The following is a 17,371-nucleotide window of genomic DNA, read 5'->3' on the forward strand; positions in this document are numbered from 1 at the left end:
CAGTCAACTACGGGTGGGGGGTATCCGGCAACGCGGCACTGAACACCGTTGTCATGTGCTCTGACCTGCGGAAACGAGTACGCAGGTCAGAGCGCCGCATGATCGGGACGGCGGTCGGGAAAGGCTGGGAAAGGCCGGGAGAGGTCAGAGACCGCGGTGCAGCCGCCACCCTGCCCAGGCCGACTCGACCATCTCGCGCACCTCACGCCGGGCCGTCCAGCCGAGCTCGCGTCGCGCCCGCTCGGCCGAGGCGACCGCGCGCGGCGCGTCACCGGGACGGCGGGGCTCGACGAGCGCGGGACGGCGGTCGCCGGTCACCTCGCCGATGAGGTCGACGAGTTCGCGGACCGAAACGCCTTCGCCCCGGCCGATGTTCACGGTCAGGTCGCCCGAGAGGTCCCCGGCGGTCAGTCGCCGGGCCGCCGCGAGGTGCGCGTCGGCGAGATCGGCGACATGGATGTAGTCGCGGACGCAGGTGCCGTCCGGGGTCGGGTAGTCGTCGCCGAAGATCCGCGGGGCCTCGTCACGGGTGAGGCGGTCGAAGACCATCGGGATGACGTTGAAGATGCCGGTGTCGGCCAGGGCGGGCTCCGCGGCGCCGGCCACGTTGAAGTAGCGCAGACACACGGTCGCGATGCCGTGCGCCCGCCCTGCCGCCCTGACCAGCCACTCCCCGGCCAGCTTGGTCTCGCCGTACGGGCTCATCGGGGCGCACGGGGTGTCCTCCGTGATGAGGTCCACGTCCGGGTTGCCGTAGACGGCCGCGGAGGAGGAGAAGAGGAAACGCTCGACCCCGGCGGCGGCCGCCGCCTCCAGGAGCGTGGCGAGGCCGCCGACGTTCTCCTGGTAGTAACGGGTGGGCTGGGCGACCGACTCGCCCACCTGCTTGCGCGCCGCGAGGTGGACCACACCGGTCACGGCGTGCTCGGTGAGCACCCGCTTGAGCAGGTCGCCGTCGAGGGCGGAGCCGTGGACCAGGGGGATGTCCTCGGGGAGGCGGCCGCGGACCCCCGCGGAGAGGTCGTCCAGGGCGACGACGCGTTCACCGGCCCCGGTCATGACCTTCGCCACGTGTGCGCCGATGTAGCCCGCCCCGCCTGTGATCAGCCATGTCATGCGGTCACTTTATGCGGGGGGTGTGGTGTGCCTGTTCGCCGTAGGCGGTGTGCAGGGTTGGCGGGTGAAGGGGCGTCGGTGGTTGCTCGCGCAGTTCCCCGCGCCCCTGAAGGGCCGTGGATCCGGGCCCTCGTCGAGGAGCGAGCCCATATCTTCATCCCCTATCCGCCGATATGCGCACCGGAGTTTGTGGCGCAACCCCCACATCCCCGATGATGATCGCGGCGGAGGGCCGACGGCTTGAGCAGGCCGAACTGATCCGGCCGTGAACGGGCGGTGAACGCCTCCTTCTCTTCATCCGATAACCTCTGCCGACACGCCGCCGGGTCGCAGCGGGCCGGGGCGCCTCCACCACGTACATGTCCGGCGCGGTCGCGTCGGCACCCAGGGAGTGAGTTCGTCTGTCGACCGCCATCCTCACCGGTCAGCCGGTCCCCGGATCGTCGCTGGAGGGCGATCTGCGGTCGCTCGGCTTCGACGTACGGACCGCCTCCGACGCCGGTGACGCCGAGACGCTCCTGGCGACGGTGCCCGCGGACCAGCGGGTCGCGATCGTCGACGCCCGTTTCGTGGGCCATGTGCACGCGCTGCGCCTGGGGCTCACCGACCCCCGCTTCGAGGCCGCCGCCCTCCCGGGCGCCGTGACCGCGCAGCCCGCCGCCCGTCAGGCGCTCACCCGGGCGCTGGCCCGCGAGAGCTCGGACGCGGGCGGCACCACGGCCGTCGCCGTCGACAGCGTCGCAGACCGGGTCGTCGCCGCCCTCGACGCCGACGGCGTCGGTCTGTACCGCCCCGAGCTGGGCACCCTGGTCGCCGCCGTCCCCGCCGACCCGCAGGCCCGCAACGAGGCCCGCCAGGCGGTCGCCGCCGTCGACGACGAGGCCGTACGGCTGCGGACGGCGGTGAAGTCCCGCGACGGCTTCTTCACCACGTACTTCATCAGCCCGTACTCCCGCTACATCGCCCGCTGGTGCGCCCGCCGGGGCCTGACCCCGAACCAGGTCACGACGGCCTCGCTGATCACCGCGCTGATCGCGGCCGGCTGCGCGGCCACCGGCACGCGCGGCGGATTCGTCGCGGCCGGCCTCCTGCTGATCCTCTCCTTCGTCCTGGACTGCACCGACGGCCAGCTGGCCCGCTACTCGTTGCAGTACTCGACCCTCGGCGCCTGGCTCGACGCCACCTTCGACCGCGCCAAGGAGTACGCCTACTACGCGGGCCTCGCCCTCGGCGCCGCGCGGGGTGGTGACGACGTATGGGCCCTGGCCCTCGGCGCGATGGTCCTGCAGACCTGCCGCCACGTCGTCGACTTCTCCTTCAACGAGGCGAACCACGACGCCACCGCCAACACCAGCCCCACCGCCGCCCTCTCCGGCAAGCTCGACAGCGTCGGCTGGACGGTGTGGGTACGGCGCATGATCGTGCTGCCGATCGGCGAGCGCTGGGCCATGATCGCCGTCCTCACGGCTCTCACCACGCCCCGCATCACCTTCTACGCCCTGCTCGTCGGGTGCGCGTTCGCCGCGACGTACACCACGGCGGGCCGTGTCCTGCGCTCGCTGACCCGCAAGGCGCAGCGCACGGACCGGGCGGCCCAGGCCCTCGCGGATCTCGCGGACACCGGCCCGCTCGCCGAAGCGCTGGCGCGGTTCCTGCCGGGCCCGCCGCGCAAGACGGCACTGCTCAGTGCGGCCTTCGGAGCCGTGGCCGTGGTGACCGCCGCCTGGGTCTGGGGCCCTGCCTGGCAGGTCGTCGCCCTGGCCGCGCTGTACGTCGGGCTGTCGGCAGAAGCCGTCGAGCGCTCCCTCAAGGGCCCCCTCGACTGGCTGATCCCGCCCCTCTTCCGCGCCGCCGAATACGGCACCATCCTGCTGCTGGCGGCCAAGGCCGAGGTGAACGGCGCCCTCCCCGCGGCTTTCGGGCTGGTGGCGGCCGTCGCCTACCATCACTACGACACGGTGTACCGCATCCGCGGCGACGCAGGCGCGCCGCCGCGGTGGCTGGTGCGGGCGATCGGCGGTCACGAAGGCAGGACCCTGCTGGTCACCGTCCTGGCCGCACTGCTCGCGCCCACAGAGTTCACAGTCGCGCTCACGGCTCTCGCCGTGGCCGTGGCCCTGCTGGTGCTCCTCGAGAGCATCCGCTTCTGGGTGATCGCCCACAAGACCGGCGCACCCGCCGTACACGATGAAGGAGAACCCGCATGATCGGCCTCGTGCTGGCGGCCGGCGCCGGACGGCGTCTGCGCCCCTACACCGACACCCTCCCCAAGGCTCTGGTGCCGGTCGGCCCCGAGGGCGACGAGGAGAGCCTCACGGTTCTCGACCTCACCCTCGGCAACTTCGCCGAGATCGGCCTGACCGAGGTCGCGATCATCGTCGGGTACCGCAAGGAGGCCGTCTACGAGCGCCGCGAGGCGCTGGAGCAGAAGTACGGCGTCAAGATCACCCTGATCGACAACGACAAGGCCGAGGAGTGGAACAACGCCTACTCCCTGTGGTGCGGCCGTGACGCCATCAAGCACTCGGTGATCCTCGCCAACGGCGACACCGTGCACCCGGTCTCCGTCGAGAAGACCCTGCTCGCCGCCCGCGGCGACGGCAAGAAGATCATCCTCGCCCTCGACACGGTGAAGTCCCTCGCCGACGAGGAGATGAAGGTCGTCGTCGGCCCCGAGGGCGGCATGACCAAGATCACCAAGCTGATGGACCCGGCCGAGGCGACGGGCGAGTACATCGGCGTCACCCTCATCGAGGGCGAGGCCGCCGACGAGCTGGCCGACGCCCTGAAGACGGTGTTCGAGACGGACCCGCAGCAGTTCTACGAGCACGGCTACCAGGAGCTCGTGAACCGCGGCTTCCGTATCGACGTCGCGCCCATCGGTGACGTCAAGTGGGTCGAGATCGACAACCACGACGACCTCGCCAAGGGACGTGAGATCGCGTGCCAGTACTGACGAGGCTCATCCCCTCGCCGGTCGTCGTGGACATCCGTCCCGGCGCGCTCGATGATCTGGCGACGATCCTGTCGGACCAGCGCATCGCGCCGTCGGGCCGGCTGGCCTTCGCGATCAGCGCCGGCTCCGGCGCGGCGCTGCGCGACCGGTTCGCCCCCGCGTTTCCGGAGGCGGACTGGTTCTGCGACGCCGACGGCACCATCGACGGCGCGGTACGGCTGGCCGACTCGATCAAGAAGGGCGGTCACTACGACGCCGTGGTCGGGCTCGGCGGCGGCAAGGTCATCGACTGCGCCAAGTACGCGGCCGCCCGGGTGGGCCTGCCGCTGGTCGCCGTCGCCACCAACCTCGCCAACGACGGTCTGTGCTCCCCGGTGGCCACCCTCGACAACGACGCGGGCCGCGGCTCCTACGGGGTGCCGAACCCGATCGGCATCGTCATCGACCTCGACGTCATCCGTGAGGCCCCGGTGCGCTTCGTGCGGGCCGGCATCGGCGACGTGATCTGCAAGATCTCCGCCGTGGCCGACTGGGAGCTGTCCAGCCGGGAGACCGGTGAGAAGGTCGACGGACTGGCCGCCGCGATGGCCCGCCAGGCCGCCGAGGCCGTGCTGCGCCACCCCGGCGGGGTCGGCGACGACGACTTCCTGACCACGCTCTCCGAGTCCCTCGTCCTGTGCGGGATTTCCATGTCCGTGGCCGGCGACAGTCGTCCCGCCTCGGGCGCCTGCCACGAGATCAGCCACGCCTTCGACCTCAGCTTCCCCAAGCGCAACGCCCTGCACGGCGAACAGTGCGGTCTCGGCGGCGCGTTCGCCACGTTCCTGCGCGGCAACCACGACATGGCGGGTCTGATGTCCGAGGTCCTCCGCCACCACGGCCTGCCCGTCCTCCCGGACGAGATCGGCTTCACGGTGGACGAGTTCGTCCAGGTCGTGGAGTTCGCCCCGCAGACCCGGCCGGGCCGCTACACCATCCTGGAACACCTCGAACTGAGCACCGAACAGATCAAGGACGCCTACGCCGACTATGCCAAAGCCATCAGTAGCTGAGCTCCGCCCGGTCGTTCACCCCCCGGGTGTGAAGGACCGGCGGAGCGGTGAGCACTGGGCCGGCCGGCTCTACATGCGCGAGATCTCGCTGCGGATAGACCGGCACCTGGTGAACACCCGGGTCACGCCCAACCAGCTGACCTATCTGATGACCGTCTTCGGCGTCCTCGCCGCCCCGGCCCTGCTGGTGCCGGGCATCCCGGGCGCCGTCCTCGGTGTGCTGATGGTCCAGCTGTACCTGCTGTTCGACTGCGTCGACGGCGAGCTCGCCCGCTGGCGCAAGCAGTACTCGATGACCGGCGTCTATGTCGACCGGGTCGGCGCCTACCTGTGCGACGCGGCCGTCCTCGTCGGCTTCGGACTGCGCGCGGCCGACCTGTGGGGCACCGGCCGGATCGACTGGCTGTGGGCCTTCCTGGGCACGCTCGCCGCGCTCGGCGCCATCCTGATCAAGGCCGAGACGGACCTCGTCGGGGTCGCCCGGCACCAGACCGGCAAGCCGCCGGTCCAGGAGTCGGCCGCCGAGCCGCGCTCCTCCGGCATGGCGCTGGCCCGCAGGGCGGCCGCCGCCCTGAAGTTCCACCGGCTGATCCTCGGCGTCGAGGCCTCCCTGCTGATCCTGGCCCTCGCGGTCGTGGACCAGATCCGGGGCGACCTCTTCTTCTCCCGGGTGGGCGTCGCCGTCCTGGCCGGCATCGCGCTGCTCCAGACCCTGCTGCACCTGGTGTCGATCCTCGTCTCCAGCAGGCTGAAGTGAGCGGCGGCATGAAGGTCGGCGCGGTGATCATCACCATGGGCAACCGCCCCGACGAGCTCCGCGCCCTCCTCGACTCGGTCGCCAAGCAGGAGGGCGACCGGGTCGAGGCGGTCGTCGTCGGCAACGGCTCGCCCGTCCCGGACGTCCCCGAGGGCGTACGGACGGTCGAGCTGCCCGAGAACCTCGGCATCCCCGGCGGCCGCAACGTCGGCATAGAGGCGTTCGGTCCCAGCGGCCGGGACGTCGACGTACTGCTCTTCCTCGACGACGACGGTCTGCTCGCCCACCACGACACCGCCGAACTCTGCCGCCGGGCCTTCGAGGCCGACCCGAGGCTCGGCATCGTCAGCTTCCGGATCGCCGACCCGGAGACCGGCGAGACCCAGCGGCGCCATGTGCCCCGGTTGCGGGCGGCCGACCCGATGCGCTCCTCCCGGGTCACCACCTTCCTCGGCGGCGCCAACGCCGTACGCACCCAGGTCTTCGCCGAAGTCGGCGGCCTCCCGGACGAATTCTTCTACGCGCACGAGGAAACCGACCTGGCATGGCGGGCCCTCGACGCGGGCTGGATGATCGACTACCGGTCCGACATGGTGCTGTACCACCCCACGACCGCGCCCTCCCGGCACGCGGTCTACCACCGCATGGTCGCGCGCAACCGCGTCTGGCTCGCGCGCCGTAACCTCCCGGCCCCGCTCGTCCCGGTCTACCTGGGTGTCTGGCTGCTGCTGACACTGCTCCGCAAGCCCTCCGGACCCGCCCTGAAGGCCTGGTTCGGCGGCTTCAAGGAAGGCTGGAGCAGCCCCTGCGGTCCCCGCCGGCCCATGAAGTGGCGTACGGTGTGGCGGCTGACCCGGCTGGGACGCCCTCCCGTCATCTGACACGCTCGAAATCTGAGAGCATGCGGCCGTACCCGGTCCAGGTTTCCGCCTCGGCCCGACCAGGCTGCGCACTTTGAGGACGAAAGTTTCCATTTGTGAGTGAGACAACGCATGACGGCAGGGTTGTGGTGAGCGACCGTCCGTCGCCCGACGACGGGCTCTCCGCGACGGAACTGGCCGCCAAGTACGGGCTCGCCGTGAGCGGCGCCCGGCCCGGACTCGTGGAGTACGTCCGCCAGATGTGGGGGCGGCGCCACTTCATCCTGGCCTTCTCGCAGGCGAAGCTCACCGCGCAGTACAGCCAGGCCAAGCTCGGCCAGCTGTGGCAGGTGGCCACCCCGCTGCTCAACGCGCTGGTGTACTTCCTGATCTTCGGCCTGATCCTGGGCGCCGACCGCGGCATGCCGCGCGAGGTGTACATCCCGTTCCTGGTCACGGGTGTGTTCGTGTTCACCTTCACGCAGAGCTCGGTGATGGCGGGCGTCCGCGCGATCTCCGGCAACCTCGGCCTGGTGCGCGCCCTGCACTTCCCGCGCGCCTCGCTGCCCATCTCCTTCGCGCTCCAGCAGCTCCAGCAGTTGCTGTTCTCGATGATCGTGCTGTTCTGCGTCGCGGTCGGCTTCGGCAGCTACCCGTCGCTGTCCTGGCTGCTGATCGTCCCCGTGCTGGCGCTCCAGTTCCTCTTCAACACCGGCCTCGCGCTGATCATGGCCCGTATGGGCGCGAAGACCCCGGACCTCGCGCAGCTGATGCCGTTCGTGATGCGGACCTGGATGTACGCCTCCGGCGTCATGTTCTCCATCCCGGTGATGCTGGAGGACCACCCGAAGTGGATCGCCGACGTCCTCCAGTGGAACCCGGCGGCGATCTACATGGACCTGATGCGCTTCGCGCTGATCGACGGCTACGGCTCCGAGAACCTGCCCCCGCACGTGTGGGCGGTCGCCGGCGGCTGGGCCGTGCTGATCGCGCTCGGCGGCTTCGTGTACTTCTGGAAGGCGGAGGAGAGGTACGGCCGTGGCTGAGTCACTCATCCCCACCGTCATCGCGGACGAACTGCACATCGTCTACCGCGTCAACGGCGCCAAGACCGGCAAGGGCAGCGCGACCGCCGCGCTCAGCCGCATCCTCAAGCGCGGCGAGGAGCGGGGCGTGCGCAAGGTGCACGCCGTCAAGGGCGTCTCCTTCGTCGCCTACCGGGGCGAGGCCATCGGTCTGATCGGCTCCAACGGCTCGGGCAAGTCGACCCTGCTGCGGGCCATCGCCGGTCTGCTCCCGGCGGAGCGGGGCAAGGTCTACACCGACGGCCAGCCCTCGCTGCTCGGCGTCAACGCCGCCCTGATGAACGACCTCACGGGCGAGCGCAACGTCATATTGGGCGGCCTGGCGATGGGCATGTCCCGCGACCAGATCAAGGAGCGCTACCAGGGGATCGTCGACTTCTCCGGCATCAACGAGAAGGGCGACTTCATCACCCTGCCGATGCGCACCTACTCCTCCGGCATGGCGGCCCGCCTGCGCTTCTCCATCGCGGCTGCCAAGGACCACGACGTGCTGATGATCGACGAGGCCCTCGCCACCGGTGACCGCGCCTTCCAGAAGCGCTCCGAGGCCCGGATCCGCGAACTGCGCAAGGAGGCAGGCACGGTCTTCCTGGTCAGCCACAACAACAAGTCCATCCGCGACACCTGCGACCGCGTCCTGTGGCTGGAGCGCGGCGAGCTGCGCATGGACGGCCCGACCGACGAGGTGCTCAAGGAGTACGAGAAGTTCACGGGCAAGTAGTCCCGGCACGACCCGGGCCCCGCCGGAACTGCTCCGGCGGGGCCCGGCGTCTGCGGGGGAGACAGGGGCGGGGCGCTCGTCCGACCGACCGGGGACGGCATCCGCAAAGGAATCGCCAACTTCGGCAAGGATGTGTCAACTCCAGCCGCCCATAGGAATCTTGGGGGCAATCGGTGCGTTCTTGTGATGTGCCGGACACCCCCACGGAGCATGGTGCGTTGTACAACGTAAGCTGTACCGGTGCCGAATCGCGGCAAGTGGGTCCATAATGCGCGACACCCGGCATCAGCCGCAGACGCCGCCCACTGGGCGGCGTGTCCGAAATAGTGCGTATTGGGTCGGCAGTGTAGAACGGGAGATGTGACGGCCATGGCTATGGAGACTCCCCAGCGCAACCACGCTTCTGCCGTTCCCGCGCCGGGTGACGAGCGGTGACCGAAACCGGGACGGCGCGCACCGCGAACCCGGAGCGCGACACCCTCGACAAGGCCGGGGCCGAGAACTTTCCCGTCGCCCCGTTCTTCCTGCCCAGGGCATGGCGCGACGACCTCATGGCCGTCTACGGCTTCGCCCGCCTCGTCGACGACATCGGTGACGGCGACCTCGCCCCCGGCGGCGCCGACGCCCGCCTCCTGGGCCTCGCCCCGCAGGACGCCGACGACCGGCTGCTCCTGCTGGACGCCTTCGAGGCCGACCTCGGCAAGGTCTTCGACGGCACCCCGAGCCACCCCCTGCTGCGCAGGCTCCGGCACACCGTCCGCCGACGCTCCCTCACCCCCGAGCCGTTCCTCGCGCTGATCGCCGCCAACCGCCAGGACCAGCTGGTCAAGCGGTACGAGACCTACGACGACCTGCTCGCCTACTGCGCGCTGTCCGCCAACCCCGTCGGTCACCTGGTCCTCGCCGTCACCGGTGCCACCACCCCCGAGCGGGTCCGGCACTCGGACGCGATCTGCACCGCGCTGCAGATCGTTGAACACCTCCAGGACGTCGCGGAGGACCTGCGCCGCGACCGGATCTACCTCCCCGCCGCGGACCTGAAGCGCTTCCACGTCCGCGAGGCGGACCTCGCCGCGTCCTCCGCGGGCGCGTCGGTGCGCGCCCTGGTCGCCTTTCAGGCGGAACGCGCCCGCGACCTCCTGGACGAGGGTGCCCCCCTCGTGGACAGCGTCCACGGCAGGCTGAGGCTGCTCCTCGCGGGGTTCGTGGCGGGGGGCCGGGCGGCCGTCCGCGCCATCGCCGCCGCCGAGTTCGACGTACTTCCCGGCCCGCCCAAGCCCGGCAAGCTCCGGCTGCTGCGCGAGGTGGGCGCGACCCTGCGAGGAGAGGGGTGATCCGGACCGTGGAGTCGGAACCGCACGTGTCCGCGCCGGTACTCGCCGCCTACAGCTACTGCGAGGCCGTCACCGGACAGCAGGCCCGCAACTTCGCCTATGGCATCAGGCTGCTGCCGACCCCCAAGCGCCGCGCGATGTCCGCGCTGTACGCGTTCTCCCGGCGGGTCGACGACATCGGGGACGGCGCCCTCGCGATCGAGGCCAAGGCGACCCGGCTGGAGGAGACCAGGGCGCTGCTGACCCGGGTCAGGGCCGGCTCGGTCGACGACGACGACACCGATCCCGTCGTGGTCGCCCTCGCCCACGCGGCGGCCGACTTCCCGATCCCGCTCGACGCCCTCGACGAACTCATCGACGGCGTCCTCATGGACGTGCGCGGCGAGCACTACGAGACCTGGGACGACCTGAAGGTCTACTGCCGCTGCGTCGCCGGCGCCATCGGCCGGCTCTCGCTCGGCGTCTTCGGCACGGAACCCGGCGCGCGCGGTGCGGAACGCGCCCCGGAGTACGCCGACACCCTCGGGCTCGCCCTCCAACTCACCAACATCCTCAGGGACGTTCGCGAGGACGCGGAGGGCGGGCGCACCTATCTGCCCGCCGACGACCTCGCGAAGTTCGGCTGCTCGGCCGGGTTCGCCGGGCCATTGCCACCCGCTGACTCCGACTTCGCGGGTCTGGTGCACTTCGAGGTGCGCCGGGCCCGCGCCCTCTTCGCCGAGGGGTACCGGCTGCTGCCGATGCTCGACCGCCGCAGCGGCGCCTGTGTCGCCGCCATGGCCGGCATCTACCGCCGGCTGCTCGACCGCATCGAGCGCGAGCCGGAGGCCGTGCTGCGCGGACGCGTCTCGCTGCCCGGCCGGGAGAAGGCCTACGTCGCCGTGCGCGGCCTCTCCGGTCTGGACGCCCGCCATGTCTCACGCCGCACCGTCAGGAGGCGCGTCTGATGGACAATCCGGTCCAAGGCGAACCCATCGGCGAAAAGTGGTACGCAACCCTCCGCACCCATGGCGCGTCCCAGACTGCGACGGTCCGCCGCGAACCGCTCCAGCACCCCGGCGGACCGGCAGGGGAGGGTGCACGATGACCGACGGAACACAGTCGGAGGCACAGTCGGAGGCACTGCCGGACGCGGATCGCGAGGGCCGGCGCCCGCGCACGGCCGTGGTGGTCGGCGGCGGGCTGGCGGGCATCACCGCCGCGCTCTCGCTCGCGGACGCGGGCGTCCGGGTCACTCTGCTGGAAGGACGGCCCCGCCTCGGCGGACTCGCCTTCTCCTTCCAGCGCGGCGACCTCACCGTCGACAACGGACAGCATGTGTACCTGCGGTGCTGCACCGCCTACCGCTGGTTCCTCGACCGGGTCGACGCCGCCGCGCTCGCCCCCTTGCAGGATCGTCTCGACGTGCCGGTTCTCGACGCCGAGGGCCGGCCCGGCAGACGGCTCGGCAGACTGCGGCGCGACGCGCTGCCCGTACCGCTGCACCTGGGGCGCAGCCTCGCCACGTACACCCATCTCTCGCTCGCCGAGCGTGCGCGGGTGGGACGGGCCGCGCTGGCGCTCAAGGCGCTCGACCTCGCCGATCCCGCACTGGACGAGCGGGACTTCGGCGGCTGGCTGGCCGCCCAGGGGCAGTCGGCGCGTGCCGTCGAGGCGCTGTGGGACCTCGTGGGGGTCGCCACCCTCAACGCGGTGGCCGGCGACGCCTCCCTCGCGCTCGCCGCGATGGTGTTCAAGACGGGGCTGCTCTCCGAGCCGGGCGCCGCCGACATCGGCTGGGCCCACGTCCCGCTCGGCGAACTGCACGACCGGCGGGCCCGCAAGGCGCTCGACTCGGCGGGCGTGCGTACCGTGCTCCGCGCCCGCGTCGGCTCCGTCTCCCGCGCGGAGAACGGCGGTTGGCGGGTCGAGGTGCCCGGCGAGACCCTCGACGCGGACGCGGTCGTGCTCGCCGTACCCCAGCGCGAGACGCACGACCTGCTGCCCGGGGGAGCCCTCGACGACCCCGGACGGCTGCTGGAGATCGGCACCGCGCCGATCCTCAACGTCCATGTCGTGTACGACCGCAAGGTGCTCAGCAGGCCCTTCTTCGCGGCGCTCGGCTCACCCGTCCAGTGGGTCTTCGACCGCACCGAGGCCTCGGGCCTGCGCCACGGCCAGTACCTGGCGCTGTCGCAGTCGGCCGCGCGGAGCGAGATCGACGCACCGGTCTCCGTCCTGCGCGAGCGGTATCTGCCCGAGCTGGAGCGGCTGTTGCCCGGCACGCGCGGCGCCGGGGTGAAGGACTTCTTCGTGACCCGGGAGCGCACCGCGACCTTCGCTCCCACCCCCGGCGTCGGACGGCTCAGGCCCGGCGCCCGCACCAAGGCACCCGGCCTGTACCTGGCCGGAGCGTGGACCGCCACCGGGTGGCCCGCGACCATGGAGAGTGCGGTCCGCAGCGGCATCGCGGCGGCGGACGCCGCCCTCGCCGCCGCGGGCCGGCCCCGGAACCGCCTCGTCGACCACGAGGAGGCGGCATGACGCCGCAGGCGCACCGGACCGGCTCCCGCACTCCCGGTACCGCGAACACATCGACATCTGGAGAGACTGTGCCCACTGTGCCCCCGGCCGTGACGGCCGCCGCGAGGACCGCGGTGGACGTGACCGCGCTCCTGGAGCGCGGGCGGACCCTGGCCACCCCCGTGCTGCGGGCGGCCGTCGACCGGCTGGCGCCCCCCATGGACACCGTCGCCGCCTACCACTTCGGCTGGATCGACGCCCACGGCAACCCGGCGGACGGCGACGGCGGCAAGGCCGTACGTCCCGCGCTCGCCGTCATGTCCGCCGAGGTCACCGGCGCCGCGCCCGAGACCGGCATCCCCGGCGCGGTCGCCGTGGAGCTGGTGCACAACTTCTCGCTGCTGCACGACGACCTGATGGACGGCGACGAACAGCGCCGCCACCGCGACACCGTGTGGAAGGTGCACGGCCCCGCCCAGGCCATCCTCGTCGGCGACGCCCTGATGGTCCTCGCCAACGAGATCCTCCTCGAACTCGGCACCGCCGAGGCGGCCCGCGCCACCCGCCGCGTCACCACGGCGACCCGTGCCCTCATCGACGGACAGGCCCAGGACATCTCCTACGAGCACCGCGAGCGGGTCACCGTCGAGGAGTGCCTGGAGATGGAGGGCAACAAGACCGGCGCCCTGCTCGCCTGCGCCTGCTCCATCGGTGCGGTCCTCGGCGGCGCCGACGACCGCACCGCCGACACGCTGGAGAAGTACGGCTACCACCTCGGCCTCGCCTTCCAGGCCGTGGACGACCTGCTGGGCATCTGGGGCGACCCGGTCTCCACCGGCAAGCAGACCTGGAGCGACCTGCGCCAGCGCAAGAAGTCCCTGCCCGTCGTGGCCGCGCTCGCGGCAGGCGGCCCGGCCTCCGAGGAGCTGGGCGAACTGCTCGCCGCCGACGCCAAGGCGAGCGACTTCGAGAACTTCTCCGAGGCGGAGTTCGCCGCGCGCGCCGCCCTCATCGAGGAGGCGGGCGGCCGCGAGTGGGCCGTCGAGGAGGCGCGCCGCCAGCACCGGATCGCCATCGAGGCACTGGACTCGATCCGGATGCCCGAGCGGGTCCGGGAGGAGTTCGCGGCGCTCGCGGACTTCGTCGTCGTACGGAAGAGATGAGCACCATCCCCCAGGAGCCGACCGGCATCGGTCGAATAGCCCTCGCGTAGTCGCCGGCCGGTGCCCGTCGCCGGACACGCACCGGCCGACGGCTGACCCACCGCAGAGAGATCCGTCCACTGCACGAAGGGGAAGCCATGACAGCGACGACCGACGGAAGCACCGGGGCACTGCCGCCCCGCGCCCCCTCGGCCAGCGACACCGACCACGACACCCCGCAGGTGGCCGGGGTACAGGCCGCCGCCGCGCGCGCCGTACGGCGCTCCACCGACTTCCTCCTCTCCCGGCAGGACGACCAGGGCTGGTGGAAGGGCGACCTGGAGACCAACGTCACCATGGACGCCGAGGACCTGCTGCTCCGTCAGTTCCTCGGCATCCGCGACGAGAGGACCACCCGGGCCGCCGCCCTGTTCATCAGAGGCGAGCAGCGCCCGGACGGCACCTGGGCCACCTTCTACGGCGGCCCGCCGGACCTCTCCGCCACCGTCGAGGCGTACGTCGCGCTGCGACTGGCCGGGGACGAACCCGACGCCCCGCACATGGCGCGGGCGTCCGCGTGGATCCGGGACCGGGGCGGGATCGCCGCCGCCCGGGTCTTCACCCGCATCTGGCTGGCCCTGTTCGGCTGGTGGAAGTGGGACGACCTGCCGGAGATGCCGCCGGAGATCATCTGGTTCCCGAAGTGGATGCCGCTCAACATCTACGACTTCGGATGCTGGGCCCGGCAGACGATCGTGCCGCTGACGGTGGTCTCGGCGAAGCGTCCGGTGCGGCCCGCGCCGTTCCCGCTGGACGAGCTGCACACCGACCCGGGCCGGCCGAACCCGCCCAGACCCCTTGATCCGCTGGGCAGTTGGGAAGGCGCCTTCCAGCGGCTCGACAAGCTCCTGCACGGCTACCACAGGGTCGCGCTGAAGCGGCTGCGCAAGGCCGCGATGAACAGCGCCGCCCGCTGGATCGTCGAGCGGCAGGAGAACGACGGCTGCTGGGGCGGCATCCAGCCGCCGGCCGTGTACTCCCTCATCGCGTTGCACCTGCTCGGCTACGACCTCCGGCACCCCGTGATGCGGGCCGGGCTGGAGTCGCTCGACCGGTTCGCCGTCTGGCGCGAGGACGGGGCCCGGATGATCGAGGCCTGCCAGTCGCCGGTGTGGGACACCTGCCTCGCCACCATCGCGCTCGCCGACGCGGGCCTGCCCGCCGACCACCCCCAACTCGTCAAGGCCGCCGACTGGATGCTCGGCGAGGAGATCGTCCGCCCCGGCGACTGGTCGGTGAAGCGCCCCCAACTCCCGCCCGGTGGCTGGGCCTTCGAGTTCCACAACGACAACTACCCCGACATCGACGACACCGCCGAGGTCGTCCTCGCGCTGCGCCGGGTGGCCCACCACGACCCGGAGCGCGTGGAGCGGGCCGTCCGGCGAGGGGTGCGCTGGACCGTCGGCATGCAGTCGAGGAACGGGGCGTGGGCCGCCTTCGACGTCGACAACACCAGCCCCTTCCCCAACCGGCTGCCGTTCTGCGACTTCGGCGAGGTCATCGACCCGCCGTCCGCAGATGTCACCGCGCACGTGGTGGAGATGCTCGCGGTCGAGGGCCTGTCCCACGATCCGCGCACCCGGCGCGGCATCGAGTGGCTGCTCGCCGAACAGGAGCCCAGCGGCGCGTGGTTCGGGCGCTGGGGCGTCAACTACGTGTACGGCACCGGCTCGGTGGTCCCCGCGCTGGTGGCCGCCGGGCTGCCCGCCTCGCACCCGGCGATCCGCCGGGCCGTGGCCTGGCTGGAGACCGTGCAGAACGACGACGGCGGCTGGGGCGAGGACCTGCGTTCCTACCCCGACCCCGCCGAGTGGGGCGGCAAGGGCGCCTCCACGGCCTCCCAGACCGCGTGGGCGCTGCTCGCGCTGCTGGCGGCGGGGGAGCGGGACGCCAAGTCCACCGAACGCGGTGTCGAGTGGCTGGCCCGGACCCAGCGGGAGGACGGCTCCTGGGACGAGCCGTACTTCACCGGCACCGGGTTCCCCTGGGACTTCTCGATCAACTACCACCTCTACCGGCAGGTCTTCCCGCTCACCGCGCTCGGCCGGTACGTCAACGGCGAACCGGCCGTCCTGACAGCCCAGGGGCGCTGATGGACACGCCCGCCGCCCCGGCCCCGCTGCTGATCGCCTGCGCGCTCGGCATCGAGCAGCTCGCGCTGCGCAGCGGTGACCGGGGCGGCGCCGGGGGCCCGGTCACCGTCCTGCGCACCGGCATGGGCCCGCGGGCCGCCGAGCGGTCCGTCGCCCGGCTGCTCGCCGCCCCGGAGCTGCGCGACGCGGCGGTCCTGGCCACCGGGTTCTGCGCCGGACTCGCCCCGGGCATGCACCCCGGCGACCTCGTCGTCGCCGAGGAGACCCGGGGCCCCGACAGCGCCGTCACGCCCTGTGTGGGCACCGAACTGCTGGTCAAGGAGCTGGCGAAGGCCGTACCTGGGCGCACGATCCACACCGGCCCGCTCACCGGCTCGGACCACGTCGTACGCGGTCAGGAACGGTCGGACCTGTTCGCGACCGGCGCGATCGCGGTCGACATGGAGTCCGCGGTCACGCTCCACCGCGCCGTGCGATCGGGCGCACGCCCCGTTGCGGCCGTCCGGGTGGTCGTGGACGCTCCAGAACATGAACTGGTCCGGATCAGCACGGTACGCGGTGGAATATCAGCCTTCCGCGTCCTTCGTGCCGTCCTTCCCGCTTACTACGAATGGCACCGTTCCTTGCTGCTCCCCAGGAGGTGAGCCAGATGGCCATGCCGCTCCGCCAGTCCATCAAGGTGGCGACGTATCTCGCCGAACAGAAGCTCCGCAAGCGGGACAAGTTCCCGCTGATCGTCGAGCTGGAACCGCTCTACGCCTGCAATCTGAAGTGCGAGGGCTGCGGCAAGATCCAGCACCCTGCGGGCGTGCTGAAACAGCGCATGCCGGTGGCGCAGGCCGTGGGCGCCGTCCTGGAGTCCGGAGCGCCGATGGTGTCGATCGCCGGCGGCGAGCCCCTGATGCACCCGCAGATCGACGAGATCGTGCGGCAGCTGGTGGCCAGGAGGAAGTACGTCTTCCTGTGCACCAACGCCCTGCTGCTGCGCAAGAAGATGGAGAAGTTCAAGCCCTCGCCGTACTTCGCGTTCGCGGTGCACATCGACGGGCTGCGGGAGCGGCACGACGAGTCCGTGGCGAAGGAAGGCGTGTTCGACGAGGCCGTGGCGGCCATCAAGGAGGCCAAGCGGCGCGGCTTCCGGGTGACCACCAACTCGACGTTCTTCAACACCGACACCCCGCAGACCGTCATCGAGGTCCTCAACTTCCTCAACGACGACCTGAAGGTCGACGAGATGATGATCTCGCCCGCCTACGCCTACGAGAAGGCGCCCGACCAGGAGCACTTCCTCGGCGTCGAGCAGACCCGCGAACTGTTCAAGAAGGCCTTCTCCGGCGGCAACCGGCGGCGCTGGCGGCTCAACCACTCGCCCCTCTTCCTCGACTTCCTGGAGGGCCGGGTCGACTTCCCGTGCACGGCGTGGGCGATCCCCAACTACTCGCTCTTCGGCTGGCAGAAGCCCTGCTACCTGATGAGCGACGGGTACGTCACCACGTACCGGGAGCTGATCGAGGACACCGACTGGGACGCGTACGGCCGGGGCAAGGACCCGCGCTGCGCCAACTGCATGGCGCACTGCGGCTACGAGCCGACCGCCGTGCTCGCCACCATGGGGTCGCTCAAGGAGTCTCTGCGCGCCCTGCGCGAGACCGTCTCCGGGAACCAGGCGAACCACGGGAACCAGGGGTGATGT

At 71.4% G+C, this 17,371-nt stretch carries 16 protein-coding genes; 15 read left to right on the forward strand and 1 reads right to left on the reverse strand.

Features of this window, described 5'->3' with window-relative positions; all coding sequences use genetic code 11:
• Positions 1-144: 144 nt before the first annotated feature.
• On the reverse strand, positions 145-1,116 hold the full coding sequence (galE, locus tag ACZ52C_RS15865; protein WP_469075259.1) for a UDP-glucose 4-epimerase GalE: 972 nt from the start codon (positions 1,114-1,116) through the stop codon (positions 145-147).
• A gap of 401 nt (positions 1,117-1,517) precedes the next feature.
• On the opposite strand from galE, the gene ACZ52C_RS15870 reads away from it, so the two are divergent.
• From ACZ52C_RS15870 to hpnH, 15 genes are all read left to right on the forward strand, one after another.
• Positions 1,518-3,323 carry a DUF5941 domain-containing protein gene (locus ACZ52C_RS15870; protein WP_469075351.1) on the forward strand — a complete coding sequence of 602 codons (1,806 nt, stop codon included), beginning with the start codon at positions 1,518-1,520 and terminating at the stop codon, positions 3,321-3,323.
• Positions 3,320-4,072, forward strand: a complete 753-nt coding sequence (locus ACZ52C_RS15875; protein WP_060882629.1) for a phosphocholine cytidylyltransferase family protein — start codon at positions 3,320-3,322, stop codon at positions 4,070-4,072. Before ACZ52C_RS15870 ends, ACZ52C_RS15875 begins: the two co-directional genes overlap by 4 nt.
• Positions 4,060-5,124: an iron-containing alcohol dehydrogenase family protein gene (locus ACZ52C_RS15880; RefSeq protein ID WP_469075260.1), complete on the forward strand. Its 1,065-nt coding sequence runs from the start codon at positions 4,060-4,062 to the stop codon at positions 5,122-5,124. The genes ACZ52C_RS15875 and ACZ52C_RS15880 overlap by 13 nt, the downstream gene beginning before the upstream one ends.
• Positions 5,125-5,152: 28 nt before the next feature.
• Positions 5,153-5,881 (forward strand): CDP-alcohol phosphatidyltransferase family protein, encoded by a 729-nt coding sequence (locus ACZ52C_RS15885; protein ID WP_045556814.1) that lies wholly within the window; start codon positions 5,153-5,155, stop codon positions 5,879-5,881.
• Between the two features lie 8 nt (positions 5,882-5,889).
• Positions 5,890-6,762, forward strand: coding sequence for a glycosyltransferase family 2 protein (locus tag ACZ52C_RS15890; protein WP_469075352.1), 873 nt, complete (start codon positions 5,890-5,892; stop codon positions 6,760-6,762).
• 95 nt (positions 6,763-6,857) lie between these two features.
• Positions 6,858-7,787, forward strand: a complete 930-nt coding sequence (locus tag ACZ52C_RS15895; RefSeq protein WP_469075261.1) for an ABC transporter permease — start codon at positions 6,858-6,860, stop codon at positions 7,785-7,787.
• On the forward strand, positions 7,780-8,547 hold the full coding sequence (locus ACZ52C_RS15900; RefSeq protein ID WP_469075262.1) for an ABC transporter ATP-binding protein: 768 nt from the start codon (positions 7,780-7,782) through the stop codon (positions 8,545-8,547). The genes ACZ52C_RS15895 and ACZ52C_RS15900 overlap by 8 nt, the downstream gene beginning before the upstream one ends.
• A 431-nt stretch (positions 8,548-8,978) precedes the next feature.
• Positions 8,979-9,881: a squalene synthase HpnC gene (gene hpnC / locus ACZ52C_RS15905; RefSeq protein ID WP_469075263.1), complete on the forward strand. Its 903-nt coding sequence runs from the start codon at positions 8,979-8,981 to the stop codon at positions 9,879-9,881.
• Positions 9,878-10,828 carry a presqualene diphosphate synthase HpnD gene (hpnD, locus tag ACZ52C_RS15910; RefSeq protein ID WP_469075264.1) on the forward strand — a complete coding sequence of 317 codons (951 nt, stop codon included), beginning with the start codon at positions 9,878-9,880 and terminating at the stop codon, positions 10,826-10,828. The genes hpnC and hpnD overlap by 4 nt, the downstream gene beginning before the upstream one ends.
• Positions 10,828-10,968: a DUF6380 family protein gene (locus ACZ52C_RS15915; protein WP_469075265.1), complete on the forward strand. Its 141-nt coding sequence runs from the start codon at positions 10,828-10,830 to the stop codon at positions 10,966-10,968. Before hpnD ends, ACZ52C_RS15915 begins: the two co-directional genes overlap by 1 nt.
• A complete protein-coding gene (hpnE, locus tag ACZ52C_RS15920) occupies positions 10,965-12,404 on the forward strand; it encodes a hydroxysqualene dehydroxylase HpnE (RefSeq protein ID WP_469075266.1) in 1,440 nt (479 codons plus the stop codon). The genes ACZ52C_RS15915 and hpnE overlap by 4 nt, the downstream gene beginning before the upstream one ends.
• Positions 12,401-13,546, forward strand: a complete 1,146-nt coding sequence (locus tag ACZ52C_RS15925; RefSeq protein ID WP_469075267.1) for a polyprenyl synthetase family protein — start codon at positions 12,401-12,403, stop codon at positions 13,544-13,546. Before hpnE ends, ACZ52C_RS15925 begins: the two co-directional genes overlap by 4 nt.
• Before the next feature lie 137 nt (positions 13,547-13,683).
• Complete coding sequence (gene shc / locus ACZ52C_RS15930) at positions 13,684-15,678, forward strand: squalene--hopene cyclase (RefSeq protein WP_469075268.1); 1,995 nt, start codon at positions 13,684-13,686, stop codon at positions 15,676-15,678.
• The gene (locus ACZ52C_RS15935) at positions 15,678-16,322 is read left to right on the forward strand and encodes a phosphorylase family protein (RefSeq protein WP_469075269.1); all 645 of its coding nucleotides are present in this window, start codon (positions 15,678-15,680) and stop codon (positions 16,320-16,322) included. Before shc ends, ACZ52C_RS15935 begins: the two co-directional genes overlap by 1 nt.
• A 5-nt stretch (positions 16,323-16,327) precedes the next feature.
• The gene (gene hpnH, locus ACZ52C_RS15940; protein ID WP_469075270.1) at positions 16,328-17,368 is read left to right on the forward strand and encodes an adenosyl-hopene transferase HpnH; all 1,041 of its coding nucleotides are present in this window, start codon (positions 16,328-16,330) and stop codon (positions 17,366-17,368) included.
• Positions 17,369-17,371: the final 3 nt, after the last annotated feature.

Source organism: Streptomyces sp. NPDC034049, from assembly GCF_055575575.1.

What these genes read in the sequence shown, in the direction of transcription:
- galE (WP_469075259.1), bottom strand. Translation starts at nt 1,116, where the DNA reads ATGACATGGCTGATCACAGGCGGGGCGGGCTACATCGGCGCACACGTG.
- ACZ52C_RS15875 (WP_060882629.1), top strand. Translation starts at nt 3,320, where the DNA reads ATGATCGGCCTCGTGCTGGCGGCCGGCGCCGGACGGCGTCTGCGCCCC.
- ACZ52C_RS15890 (WP_469075352.1), top strand. Translation starts at nt 5,890, where the DNA reads ATGAAGGTCGGCGCGGTGATCATCACCATGGGCAACCGCCCCGACGAG.
- ACZ52C_RS15915 (WP_469075265.1), top strand. Translation starts at nt 10,828, where the DNA reads ATGGACAATCCGGTCCAAGGCGAACCCATCGGCGAAAAGTGGTACGCA.
- hpnE (WP_469075266.1), top strand. Translation starts at nt 10,965, where the DNA reads ATGACCGACGGAACACAGTCGGAGGCACAGTCGGAGGCACTGCCGGAC.
- ACZ52C_RS15925 (WP_469075267.1), top strand. Translation starts at nt 12,401, where the DNA reads ATGACGCCGCAGGCGCACCGGACCGGCTCCCGCACTCCCGGTACCGCG.
- shc (WP_469075268.1), top strand. Translation starts at nt 13,684, where the DNA reads ATGACAGCGACGACCGACGGAAGCACCGGGGCACTGCCGCCCCGCGCC.
- ACZ52C_RS15935 (WP_469075269.1), top strand. Translation starts at nt 15,678, where the DNA reads ATGGACACGCCCGCCGCCCCGGCCCCGCTGCTGATCGCCTGCGCGCTC.
- hpnH (WP_469075270.1), top strand. Translation starts at nt 16,328, where the DNA reads ATGGCCATGCCGCTCCGCCAGTCCATCAAGGTGGCGACGTATCTCGCC.